General features: G+C 54.4%; 13 protein-coding genes, 1 tRNA gene and 1 rRNA gene. 12 read left to right on the plus strand and 3 right to left on the minus strand.

Annotated features, from left to right (window positions below):
• Positions 1-200 precede the first annotated feature (200 nt).
• The 8 genes from aroQ to fis all read left to right on the plus strand — a co-directional run bounded on the left by aroQ (position 201) and on the right by fis (position 6,800).
• Positions 201-653, plus strand: coding sequence for a type II 3-dehydroquinate dehydratase (aroQ, locus tag B4M48_RS17935; RefSeq protein WP_288657521.1), 453 nt, complete (start codon positions 201-203; stop codon positions 651-653).
• A gap of 21 nt (positions 654-674) precedes the next feature.
• Positions 675-1,139: an acetyl-CoA carboxylase biotin carboxyl carrier protein gene (gene accB / locus B4M48_RS17940; protein ID WP_039380716.1), complete on the plus strand. Its 465-nt coding sequence runs from the start codon at positions 675-677 to the stop codon at positions 1,137-1,139.
• 11 nt (positions 1,140-1,150) lie between these two features.
• The gene (accC, locus tag B4M48_RS17945) at positions 1,151-2,500 is read left to right on the plus strand and encodes an acetyl-CoA carboxylase biotin carboxylase subunit (protein ID WP_071669161.1); all 1,350 of its coding nucleotides are present in this window, start codon (positions 1,151-1,153) and stop codon (positions 2,498-2,500) included.
• A 71-nt stretch (positions 2,501-2,571) separates the two neighbouring features.
• Positions 2,572-2,814: a YhdT family protein gene (locus tag B4M48_RS17950; protein WP_071669160.1), complete on the plus strand. Its 243-nt coding sequence runs from the start codon at positions 2,572-2,574 to the stop codon at positions 2,812-2,814.
• Positions 2,804-4,249, plus strand: a complete 1,446-nt coding sequence (gene panF, locus B4M48_RS17955) for a sodium/pantothenate symporter (RefSeq protein WP_071669159.1) — start codon at positions 2,804-2,806, stop codon at positions 4,247-4,249. Before B4M48_RS17950 ends, panF begins: the two co-directional genes overlap by 11 nt.
• A gap of 11 nt (positions 4,250-4,260) precedes the next feature.
• Positions 4,261-5,142 carry a 50S ribosomal protein L11 methyltransferase gene (gene prmA / locus B4M48_RS17960; protein WP_071669158.1) on the plus strand — a complete coding sequence of 294 codons (882 nt, stop codon included), beginning with the start codon at positions 4,261-4,263 and terminating at the stop codon, positions 5,140-5,142.
• Positions 5,143-5,513: 371 nt separating this feature from the next.
• Positions 5,514-6,479 carry a tRNA dihydrouridine synthase DusB gene (dusB, locus tag B4M48_RS17965; protein ID WP_039380734.1) on the plus strand — a complete coding sequence of 322 codons (966 nt, stop codon included), beginning with the start codon at positions 5,514-5,516 and terminating at the stop codon, positions 6,477-6,479.
• A 24-nt stretch (positions 6,480-6,503) separates the two neighbouring features.
• A complete protein-coding gene (gene fis, locus B4M48_RS17970) occupies positions 6,504-6,800 on the plus strand; it encodes a DNA-binding transcriptional regulator Fis (RefSeq protein WP_003855228.1) in 297 nt (98 codons plus the stop codon).
• On the opposite strand, the gene B4M48_RS17975 is transcribed toward fis, so the two are convergent.
• Positions 6,797-6,928: a hypothetical protein gene (locus B4M48_RS17975; RefSeq protein ID WP_255402078.1), complete on the minus strand. Its 132-nt coding sequence runs from the start codon at positions 6,926-6,928 to the stop codon at positions 6,797-6,799. The two genes, fis and B4M48_RS17975, sit on opposite strands and share 4 nt — an antisense overlap.
• Positions 6,929-7,305: 377 nt before the next feature.
• On the opposite strand from B4M48_RS17975, the gene B4M48_RS17980 reads away from it, so the two are divergent.
• The 4 genes from B4M48_RS17980 to B4M48_RS17995 all read left to right on the plus strand — a co-directional run bounded on the left by B4M48_RS17980 (position 7,306) and on the right by B4M48_RS17995 (position 11,463).
• On the plus strand, positions 7,306-8,331 hold the full coding sequence (locus tag B4M48_RS17980; RefSeq protein ID WP_071669157.1) for an amino acid ABC transporter substrate-binding protein: 1,026 nt from the start codon (positions 7,306-7,308) through the stop codon (positions 8,329-8,331).
• A 68-nt stretch (positions 8,332-8,399) separates the two neighbouring features.
• Positions 8,400-9,578 carry an amino acid ABC transporter permease gene (locus B4M48_RS17985; RefSeq protein ID WP_071669156.1) on the plus strand — a complete coding sequence of 393 codons (1,179 nt, stop codon included), beginning with the start codon at positions 8,400-8,402 and terminating at the stop codon, positions 9,576-9,578.
• A gap of 14 nt (positions 9,579-9,592) precedes the next feature.
• Entirely contained in the window at positions 9,593-10,693 is a 1,101-nt protein-coding gene (locus tag B4M48_RS17990) for an amino acid ABC transporter permease (RefSeq protein ID WP_071669155.1), read from the plus strand.
• An 8-nt stretch (positions 10,694-10,701) separates the two neighbouring features.
• Positions 10,702-11,463 (plus strand): amino acid ABC transporter ATP-binding protein, encoded by a 762-nt coding sequence (locus B4M48_RS17995; RefSeq protein ID WP_071669154.1) that lies wholly within the window; start codon positions 10,702-10,704, stop codon positions 11,461-11,463.
• 122 nt (positions 11,464-11,585) lie between these two features.
• Here B4M48_RS17995 and rrf read toward each other — a convergent pair.
• A 5S ribosomal RNA gene (gene rrf, locus B4M48_RS18000) occupies positions 11,586-11,701 on the minus strand.
• Between the two features lie 37 nt (positions 11,702-11,738).
• Positions 11,739-11,814, minus strand: a tRNA-Thr gene (locus B4M48_RS18005).
• Between the last annotated feature and the right edge of the window lie 25 nt (positions 11,815-11,839).

Consider the following 11,839-nt stretch of genomic DNA (forward strand, 5'->3'; position numbering starts at 1 on the left):
TGTTAAAACGTGTGGCCTTCGGGCCGCACCGGATCAACTTCGCAGATAAGACCAGTATTTTGCTGCGAATTGTCCCGAAACGGATATAATGCCCGGCTTTATTGCAAGCAAACCCTTCTTTTTCACTCTCAAGGGTGACAAATGAAGGATGTCGCGGTATTTTACGCGATGCCCTAATGATTGCAGGAGATAGCCGCAAGATGGCGCATAAATTTCACATACTGTTGTTGAACGGTCCCAACCTGAATTTGCTGGGAACGCGCGAGCCTGACAAGTATGGTCACGCCACGCTGGCTGATATCGTCAGCGATCTGGCGCAGCAGGCTGACCAGCACCATGTGAAATTGAGTCATTTGCAATCGAACGCAGAATATCAGCTGATCGATCATATTCACGCCGCGCGCAGCGATGTGGATTACATCATCATCAATCCGGCTGCGTTCACGCACACCAGCGTTGCGCTGCGTGATGCTTTGCTGGCGGTAAGCATACCTTTTATCGAGGTGCATCTCTCCAACGTGCATGCACGCGAGCCGTTCCGGCACCACTCCTATCTTTCCGATGTATCTGCCGGCGTCATTTGTGGACTTGGCGCGGATGGGTACGCGTGGGCTTTACAAACGGCGATAAAACGCCTGTCACATTCCAATTAAACAGAGTACGGAACCACACTCATGGATATTCGTAAAATTAAGAAACTGATCGAACTGGTTGAAGAGTCCGGCATTGCTGAGCTGGAAATCTCTGAAGGCGAAGAGTCAGTTCGCATCAGCCGTTCACCTGCCAATGTCGGTTATCCTATGATGCAGCAGGCTTATGCTGCACCTGCTCCGCAGCCTGCACTGGCCGCTGCCGTTGCGCCGGTTGCTGCCGCTCCGGTTGAAGCCGCTAAGCCTGAAGTCAGCGGTCACATTGTCCGTTCACCGATGGTCGGCACCTTCTACCGCACCCCAAGCCCGGACGCAAAAGCGTTTGTGGAAGTGGGTCAGAAAGTGAACGCTGGCGATACCCTGTGCATCGTTGAAGCGATGAAAATGATGAACCAGATCGAAGCCGATAAATCCGGCGTTGTGAAGGCGATCCTGGTAGAAAGCGGCCAGCCGGTTGAATTTGACGAGCCGCTGGTCGTCATCGAATAACGAGGCGAAGCATGCTGGATAAAATTGTCATTGCTAACCGTGGTGAAATCGCGCTGCGCATTCTGCGTGCCTGCAAAGAGCTGGGCATCAAAACTGTAGCGGTCCACTCCACGGCAGATCGCGACCTCAAGCACGTGCTGCTGGCAGATGAAACTGTCTGCATCGGCCCGGCGCAGTCGGTCAAAAGTTACCTGAATATTCCGGCCCTGATCTCTGCCGCTGAAATTACCGGCGCAGTTGCGATCCATCCGGGATACGGCTTTCTGTCTGAGAACGCTGATTTTGCTGAGCAGGTTGAACGTTCAGGCTTTATCTTTGTGGGTCCGAAAGCGGATACAATCCGCCTGATGGGCGACAAAGTTTCTGCTATTACCGCGATGAAAAAAGCGGGCGTACCGACCGTTCCGGGTTCAGATGGCTCACTGACTGATGATATGGATAAGAACCGCGCTATCGCGAAGCGTATCGGTTATCCGGTTATCATCAAAGCCTCTGGCGGCGGCGGCGGACGCGGTATGCGCGTTGTACGCCATGAAAAAGATCTTGAGCAATCCATCGGCATGACGAAAGCGGAAGCCAAAGCGGCTTTCAATAACGACATGGTCTACATGGAAAAATTCCTCGAGAACCCGCGCCATATCGAAATTCAGGTGCTGGCCGATGGCCAGGGCAACGCCATCTATCTGGCGGAGCGCGACTGCTCCATGCAGCGTCGCCACCAGAAAGTGGTGGAAGAAGCACCTGCGCCAGGCATCACGCCGGAACTGCGTCGCTTCATCGGCGAGCGCTGCTCTAACGCCTGCGTGGAAATTGGCTATCGTGGAGCCGGTACTTTTGAGTTCCTGTATGAAAACGGCGAGTTCTACTTTATTGAGATGAACACCCGTATTCAGGTTGAACATCCGGTTACCGAAATGATCACCGGCGTTGACCTTATCAAAGAGCAGCTGCGTATTGCTGCCGGTCAGCCGCTGTCGATCAAACAGGAAGATGTGGTCGTGCGTGGTCATGCGGTGGAATGCCGTATCAACGCCGAAGATCCTAATACCTTCCTGCCAAGCCCGGGTAAAATTACGCGTTTCCACGCGCCGGGTGGCTTTGGTGTACGCTGGGAATCGCACATTTACGCTGGCTACACCGTGCCGCCGTACTACGATTCCATGATTGGCAAACTCATTACTTACGGCGAAACCCGTGAAGTGGCGATCGCCCGCATGAAAAATGCTCTGGCTGAGCTGATCATCGACGGCATCAAAACCAACGTCGAGCTGCAGATGAAAATCATGTCCGACGAAAACTTCCAGCAGGGTGGCACTAACATCCACTATCTGGAGAAAAAACTCGGCCTGCACGAAAAGTAATCGCAGCGCAGAGCACGACAGAGGCCGGTTAATCCGGCCTTTTTTATTGTTATCGCCTGTGAGGTTATCTGATGGATGGGCGTTTTCTACAAGCGAACAAAGAGGCGCGCTGGTCGCTGGGCCTCGCTCTCGCATATCTGCTGGTGTGGGCCCTGTCTGCCTGGCTCGGCGGGACGCAAAGCGGAATATCTGGCCTGCCCCGCTGGTTCGAACTCTCCTGCATATTTGCACCGCTACTGTTTACCGGACTCTGTGCGCTGATGGTCCGCGTCATTTTCCGTGATATGTCACTGGAGGACCGTGATGGAGAGTGAGATCCTTCTGCCGCTGCTGGCTTACCTGGTTCTGATCGCCGTGCTATCGGTAATCGCCATGCGCAAACAGCGCCAGGGCAGTTTTCTGACCGAATATTTTCTCGGCAGCCGCTCCATGGGCGGGTTTGTGCTGGCCATGACGCTGACCACAACCTATATCAGCGCCAGCTCATTTATAGGGGGGCCCGGTGCCGCCTATAAATATGGTCTGGGCTGGGTACTGCTGGCGATGATTCAGGTGCCTGCCGTCTGGCTATCACTGGGCGTGCTCGGCAAGAAATTTGCCATTCTGGCCCGGCGCTATAACGCAGTAACGCTCAACGATATGCTTTATGGTCGCTATCGCAGCCCGCTGCTGATCTGGCTGGCCAGTATCAGCCTGCTGGTGGCATTTATCGGTGCCATGACCGTGCAGTTTATCGGCGGCGCTCGCCTGCTGGAAACGGCGGCGGGCATTCCTTACGATACGGGCCTGCTGATTTTTGGCGGAACTATCGCCCTTTATACGGCTTTCGGGGGCTTTCGCGCCAGCGTGCTGAACGATGCGATGCAGGGGCTGGTAATGCTGGCTGGCACGTTTCTGCTGCTGTTTGCTGTTATTCATCATGCCGGCGGGCTGAGTCACGCGGTCAGCACGCTGCGCGCTATCGATCCGCAACTGGTGTCGCCGGAAGGGGCAGGCAATGTGATTACACCTGCCTTCCTCAGCTCATTCGCCGTACTGGTCTGCTTTGGCGTTATCGGTTTGCCACATACCGCCGTACGCTGCATCTCTTACAAAGACAGCAAGGCGATGCATCGCGGGATCATTCTCGGCACCATCGTGGTGGTGATCCTGATGCTGGGGATGCATCTGGCTGGCGCGCTGGGACGTGCGGTATTGCCTGACCTGACCATACCTGACCAGGTGATCCCGACGCTGATGATTACCGTACTGCCGCCGATGGCAGCCGGCATTTTTCTTGCCGCGCCGATGGCGGCCATTATGTCGACCATTAACGCGCAGCTCCTGCAGGCATCCGCTACGCTGATCAAAGATCTCTATCTGCGTCTTGCGCCCCGGCAGAGTGAAAATGAAGCGCGGCTGCGCATGCTCTCCGGCACGATTACTTTTGTGCTGGGCATCCTGCTGCTGCTGGCGGCCTGGAATCCGCCGGATATGATCATCTGGCTTAATCTGCTGGCGTTTGGCGGGCTGGAAGCGGTCTTTCTGTGGCCGCTGGTGCTGGGTCTCTACTGGGAGCGCGCCAATGCTGCCGGAGCCATCAGCGGTATGATCGCCGGTGCCGTAAGCTATACGCTGCTCGCCAGCCTGAATATTGAGTGGTGGGGACTCCACCCTATTGTTCCCTCGCTAACCCTGAGCCTGCTCGCTTTTCTGGCAGGTAACCTGTTTGGCAGCGCGTCTGCGACGCACGACGCTGCACTGAAATAAAGAGAAACGCTATGCCATGGATTCAAATCAAGATTAACAGCACCGGAGAACAGGCTGAGCCGCTGAGCGATGCTCTGATGGAAGTGGGTGCCGTCTCGGTGACGTTTCAGGACACGCACGACAATCCGGTGTATGAACCTCTTCCGGGTGAAACCCGACTGTGGGGTGATACTGATGTCATTGGCCTGTTTGACGCCGAAAGTGATATGGATGAGGTGGTAGCCGCACTGCGTCTGCAGCCGGTGCCGGGATCGACCTTTCACTACAAGATCGAGCAGATCGAAGATAAAGACTGGGAGCGCGAGTGGATGGACAACTTCCATCCGATGCGCTTTGGTGAACGCCTGTGGATCTGTCCAAGCTGGCGGGATGTTCCCGATCCGGACGCGGTCAACGTCATGCTCGATCCCGGCCTGGCCTTCGGCACCGGAACTCACCCTACCACGTCACTCTGCCTGAGCTGGCTGGATGGTCTCGATCTGCAGGGCAAAACGGTGATCGACTTTGGCTGCGGCTCCGGCATTCTGGCGATCGCCGCGCTCAAGCTGGGTGCCGCACAGGCGATTGGGATCGATATCGATCCGCAGGCCATTCAGGCGAGCCGTGATAATGCTGAACGCAACGGCGTGGCAGATCGCCTGTCGCTCTACTTGCCGCATCAGCAGCCTGAAAACCTGCAGGCTGACGTGGTGGTCGCCAACATTCTGGCGGGCCCGCTGCGCGAACTGGCACCGCTGATTGGCGTTCTGCCAAAAACAGGCGGCGACCTTGGCCTCTCTGGCGTACTGGCCAGTCAGGCAGAAAGCGTCTGTGAAGCTTATGCTGAGCGCTTCGCGCTTGATCCGGTCGCGGAGAAAGAAGAGTGGTGCCGTATTACCGGACGCCTGCGTTAGTTTTTACCCCAGGTCTGCAAGCGCAAGCCTGGGGTTTCTTCGGAACAGATAGCATGCGGCACCGGCACTGCCTTCGGACAGAATAATTTTGTATTAAATTTGCGCAAATAGCCGTTAATTCTGTGGTTAATTCGTTAAAATCGCGGCTTTTATATCGCGTTTTGCGGTCTGAATTCAGAAAAATGTTTGTTCACAATTTCGCCTTAAATATTTAACCTAATGATTTTAAAAGACTATTATGAGAGGCGGGTTGATGGCAGCGCAGACGCTTTAATGTTAAGAGGCTGTTGTTCAAAGTTTGGCCTTTCATCTTCCGGAAAAAATGCGTAATATACGCCGCCTTGCGAACAGTTAGGGTCACTTCTTTTTTCATGCGCATTGGACACCACCAGCTACGTAATCGCCTCATTGCTGCGCCTATGGCCGGAGTAACCGACAAGCCATTTCGCACACTCTGTTACGAGAACGGCGCCGGTATGACTGTCTCCGAGATGCTGTCATCTAACCCGGAAGTCTGGGCCAGTGACAAATCCCGGCTGCGTATGGTGCATAGTGACGAGCCCGGCATTCGTGCCGTGCAAATTGCTGGCTGCGATCCCGATGAGATGGCTGCCGCCGCGCGAATTAACGTTGCGTCTGGCGCGCAGGTTATCGATATCAATATGGGTTGTCCGGCTAAAAAAGTGAATCGTAAGATGGCTGGCTCCGCGCTGCTGCAGCATCCGCAACTGGTAGAATCGATTCTCCGTGCGGTCGTTAATGCAGTAGACGTACCGGTTACGCTGAAGATTCGCACCGGCTGGGACAAAGAAAATCGTAATTGTACAGAGATTGCCCAATTGGCTGAACGTTGTGGCATTCAGGCTCTCACCATTCATGGACGCACCCGCGCCTGTTTGTTTGAGGGGCAGGCTGAATACGACAGCATTCGGACAGTTAAGCAGAGCGTTTCCATTCCGATTATCGCGAATGGGGACATAACTGACCCGCATAAAGCCAGGGCAGTGCTCGACTACACCGGGGCAGATGCTCTGATGGTAGGACGTGCTGCTCAGGGAAGACCGTGGATCTTCCGGGAAATCCAGCATTATCTGGACACAGGGGAGCTGCTTGCACCAAAGCCGCTGGCAGAGGTGAAGCAAATGCTGATTGGACATATACGGGAGCTGCACGACTTTTACGGTCAGCGCAAGGGATACCGTATTGCCCGAAAACACGTTTCCTGGTATTTGCAGGAAAGTGCCCCTGACGACCAGTTTCGGCGCACATTCAACGCCATTGAGGATGCCAGCGAACAGCTGGAGGCGTTGGAGGCATACTTCGAAAATCTTGCGTAAACGAAATAAAGAGCTGAAAGAACTATGTTCGAACAACGCGTAAATTCTGACGTACTGACCGTTTCTACCGTTAACTCACAGGATCAGGTGACCCAAAAGCCACTGCGTGATTCGGTTAAACAGGCACTGAAGAACTATTTTGCTCAACTGAATGGTCAGGATGTTAGTGATCTGTATGAGCTGGTACTGGCTGAAGTTGAGCAGCCTCTGTTGGACATGGTAATGCAGTATACCCGTGGCAACCAGACCCGTGCAGCCCTGATGATGGGTATCAACCGTGGTACTCTGCGTAAGAAGCTGAAAAAATACGGCATGAACTAATTGTTCGTTGCTGCGATAACGCCAGCCTCCGGGCTGGCGTTTTTGTTTCTGTCGCCGCTTCCGCTCATCACCTCAGGTGAAACAGTTACCGCCTGAATGGTAACTATCGTTGCAATCTCCTGCGTCATTTTTCCTGCTCCCTCTCCTGCGTAAATCTGCGGGCTGTTCACACGTGCCTGCCACTATCCCCGGTCACTGCTGCGTTTACCCATAGCGGCATTAACTGGTCCGGCTAATGAGCGGTAGCTCACACTGCGCTCCAATAGTGAAACTATTTGCACTATTTGTGATCGCGGCGACTCGTCATGCCGCCTTTTGGTGCGCGATAGTAACCGCACGTTACTTCCTGCCCTTTTCTGACGCTCTTTCCTGAAGAATTCAGCCCGCTGCAAACCTGGCATCAGCTTTGCAACAGGCTGGATGGCTAATTGCCACCGACAGACAGCAGTGCACTACAAAGTGCGCACCACAATAACAACAGACGAACCGCCACACAGGATGCTTTATGAAAAAGATGATGCTCTCCACCCTGATTGCCGCTGCCACGCTGCTGAGCGTGACTCAGCAGGCGCATGCAGGTACCACTCTGGACGCAATTAAAAAGAAAGGGTTTGTGCAGTGTGGGATCAGTGATGGACTGCCTGGTTTCTCGTACGCAGATGCCAGCGGCAAATTCACGGGTATTGATGTGGATGTCTGCCGTGCCGCCGCCGCTGCCGTGTTTGGCGATGCCGGCAAAGTTAAATATACCCCGCTGACGGCTAAAGAGCGCTTCACTGCGCTGCAGTCGGGCGAAGTGGATATCCTGTCGCGTAATACTACCTGGACCTCTTCACGCGATGGCGGAATGGGCTTTCTGTTTGCCGGCGTAAATTACTATGACGGCATTGGCTTCCTGACGCATAAGAAAGCGGGACTGAAAAGTGCCAAAGAGCTGGATGGCGCAACGGTCTGTATTCAGGCGGGTACCGATACCGAACTCAATGTCGCCGACTATTTCAAAGCGAATAAAATGCAGTACACCCCGGTCACCTTTGACCGCTCCGATGAGTCAGCCAAAGCACTTGATAGCGGCCGCTGCGATACACTCTCCTCCGATCAATCCCAGCTCTATGCGCTGCGTATCAAGCTGGGCAAGCCTGACGAATTTATTGTACTGCCGGAAGTGATCTCCAAAGAGCCGCTCGGGCCGCTGGTACGTCGCGGTGACGACGACTGGTTTACGATTGTTAAGTGGTCGCTGTTTGCCATGCTGAATGCCGAAGAGATGGGCATCAGCTCAAAGAACGTCGATCAGATGGCAGCAAAACCGACCACGCCTGACATGGCGCATCTGCTGGGTGCAGAAGGCGACTTTGGTAAAGACCTGAAACTTGATAACAAGTGGGCCTATAACATCATCAAGCAGGTGGGCAACTATCAGGAAATTTTTGACCGCAACGTCGGTAAAGATAGCGCGCTGAAAATCGCACGCGGACAGAATGCGCTCTGGAATCAGGGCGGTATTCAGTACGCACCGCCGGTGCGCTGATTTACTGCTGTGCCAGTCGGGCACCGCGTCCTGCGGTGCCCACGCGTATCTATCATTGAGGTTTCAACATGTCGCAACGCCCAACCGTGAAAAGGGATTTTTCATTCGGTAACCCTGCGGTTCGCGCCTGGCTTTACCAGTTTGTCGCGATTATTGCGGTAGTGGCCGTGGTGGGATATTTAATCCACAACACCATTATCAATCTGGCTAACCGCGGCATTACGTCAGGTTTTGGCTTTCTGGAGCGCAGTGCCGGTTTTGGTATTGTTCAGCATCTGATTGACTACACCGAGGGAGATACCTACGCCCGGGTCTTTATGGTCGGGCTGACCAATACCCTGCTGGTCTCTGCACTTTGCATCGTCTTTGCATCCCTGCTTGGCTTTGCGGTAGGCCTGGCGCGCCTGTCCGATAACTGGCTGCTGCGTAAGCTCTCTGCCATTTATATTGAGACGTTCCGTAATATTCCGCCGCTGCTGCAGATTTTCTTCTGGTACTTTGCCGTACTGCGTAATCTGCCGGGTCCGCGCCAGGCGCTAAACGCCTTTGACCTCGCCTTTGTCAGCAATCGTGGCTTGTATATTCCATGGCCCCAGTATGCACCTGGTACGCTGCCGTTTCTGGTTGCGCTGGCGTTAAGCATTATCGCCAGCCTGGCGCTGTTTCGCTTTAATCGTAAACATCAGCTGAAAACCGGTCAGCTGCGTCGTACCTGGCCCGCTGCAGCCGGGCTCATTGTGCTGCTGCCGCTGATTGCTCATACCCTGTTCGGCGCGGGCGTGCACTGGGATGTGCCTGAGCTACGCGGATTCAATTTCCGCGGTGGCTTTGTGATGATCCCAGAGCTGGCGGCGCTGACGGTGGCGCTCTCTATTTATACCTCTTCATTTATTGCTGAGGTGATCCGCGCCGGTATTCAGTCAGTACCACATGGCCAGAGTGAAGCAGCGCGCTCGCTGGGACTGCCGAATCCCGTGACGCTACGTCAGGTCATTATTCCTCAGGCGATGCGCGTCATTATTCCTCCGCTGACCAGTCAGTATTTAAACGTAGTCAAAAACTCGTCGCTGGCCGCCGCTATCGGCTACCCCGATATGGTGTCGCTTTTTGCCGGTACGGTGCTTAATCAGACCGGCCAGGCAATAGAAACCATTGCGATTACCATGGCGGTTTATCTCATCATCAGCCTGACCATTTCCCTGCTGATGAACCTCTATAACCGCAAAATTGCGCTGGTTGAGCGTTAAGAGAACGAAACACTATGTCTGTGACAACGCATGAAACGCCGCCGGTAAGCAGTAATCTGCTGCAGAAGAGCTGGAGCTGGGCGCGCAAAAATCTCTTTTCCGGCTGGCTGAATACCCTGCTTACGCTGGTCAGTTTGTGGCTCATCTGGAGTGTTATTCCACCGGCACTGAACTGGCTGATATTTCAGGCAAACTGGCTGGGTGAAACCCGTGCTGACTGCACTAAAGCGGGGGCCTGCTGGGTGTTTATCCATGCGCGCTTTGGTCAGTTTATGTATGGACTTTATCCGCACGAACTGCGCTGGCGAATCAACCTGGCTCTGGTTATCGGTTTACTGTCAGTCATTCCGCTCTTTATCCGCGCCATGCCGCGCCGTGGCCGCTATCTGGCCTGCTGGGCGGTGCTCTATCCGATCGCGGTGTGGCTACTGCTTTATGGCGGCTATTTTGGTCTGGAGCGGGTGGAAACCCGTCAGTGGGGCGGCCTGACGCTGACGCTGATTATCGCATCCGTTGGTATCGCCGGCGCATTACCGCTGGGTATTCTGCTGGCACTGGGCCGGCGCTCAAACCTGCCGGTGGTGCGTACGCTATCCGTTATTTTTATTGAGTTCTGGCGTGGCGTACCGCTGATCACCGTGCTGTTTATGTCCTCTGTCATGCTGCCGCTGTTTATGGCGGAAGGCACGACTATCGACAAACTGGTTCGGGCGCTGGTTGGCGTGATTCTGTTTCAGTCCGCCTATGTGGCGGAAGTGGTGCGCGGCGGTCTGCAGGCACTGCCAAAAGGCCAGTATGAAGCGGCTGAATCGCTGGCACTGGGATACTGGCGGACGCAGGCGCTGGTGATCCTGCCGCAGGCACTTAAGCTCACGATCCCCGGACTGGTGAATACCATTATCGCACTCTTCAAAGATACCAGTCTGGTGATCATTATCGGCCTGTTTGATCTGTTCAGCAGCGTGCAGCAGGCCACGGTCGATCCTGCATGGCTGGGCATGTCCACAGAAGGCTATGTCTTTGCTGCACTGGTCTACTGGATTTTCTGTTTTAGCATGTCGCGCTATAGCCAGTATCTGGAGAAGCGTTTTCACACCGGGCGTAAAGCGCACTGAGGTTTACTATGACATCCACAATAACGACGGCGGCTAACGCTATGATGATTACGCTCGAAAACGTGAACAAGTGGTACGGACAGTTTCACGTGCTTAAGGATATTAATCTGCAGGTTAAACCGCGTGAGCGCATTGTACTCTGCGGCCCGTCAGGCTCAGGAAAATCGACCACTATTCGCTGTATCAACCATCTGGAAGAGCATCAGCAGGGACGTATCGTCGTGGACGGTATTCATCTTAACGATGACGTGCGTAACATCGAACGGGTACGCACCGAAGTCGGCATGGTGTTTCAGCACTTTAATCTGTTCCCGCATCTTACCGTTCTGCAGAACTGCACGCTGGCCCCTGTCTGGGTGAGAAAGATGCCGAAGAAGGAGGCGGAAGCGCTGGCGATGCACTACCTTGAGCGGGTGCGCATCGCCGAACATGCACATAAGTTTCCGGGACAGCTCTCTGGTGGTCAGCAGCAACGTGTGGCGATAGCCCGTTCGCTCTGTATGAAACCCAAAATTATGCTGTTTGACGAGCCGACTTCAGCCCTTGATCCTGAGATGGTAAAAGAGGTGCTGGATACCATGATTGGCCTGGCAGAAGATGGCATGACCATGCTGTGTGTGACGCATGAAATGGGATTTGCACGTACGGTGGCTGACCGGGTGATCTTTATGGATCGGGGAGAGATCGTAGAGATGGCGCCGCCAGAGGAGTTCTTCGCTAATCCACGCTCAGAGCGTACCCGCGCGTTTCTGTCGCAGGTTATTCACTGATCTCAGCGCCCTTAGCTCTGCCCCTGCCATGCAGCAGGGGCTTTTTTATGGCTGCGCGTTTTTATCCTGCCAGGCAAAAACAAAAAAGCCCTGAACTTTCGTTCAGGGCTTCTGTGTTTGGTGCCTGGCAGTTCCCTACTCTCGCATGGGGAGGCCCCACACTACCATCGGCGCTACGGCGTTTCACTTCTGAGTTCGGCATGGGGTCAGGTGGGACCACCGCGCTAGTGCCGCCAGGCAAATTCTTTTACCCGAACTCATGCTTTTTTTAAAACTGGTGCTGATACCCAGAGTCGAACTGGGGACCTCACCCTTACCAAGGGTGCGCTCTACCAACTGAGCCATATCAGCACGCTTTAATTGGATGCCTGGCAGT

The sequence above is a fragment of the Pantoea sp. UBA6567 genome (assembly GCF_002434165.1).
Lineage (GTDB): Bacteria > Pseudomonadota > Gammaproteobacteria > Enterobacterales > Enterobacteriaceae > Pantoea > Pantoea eucrina.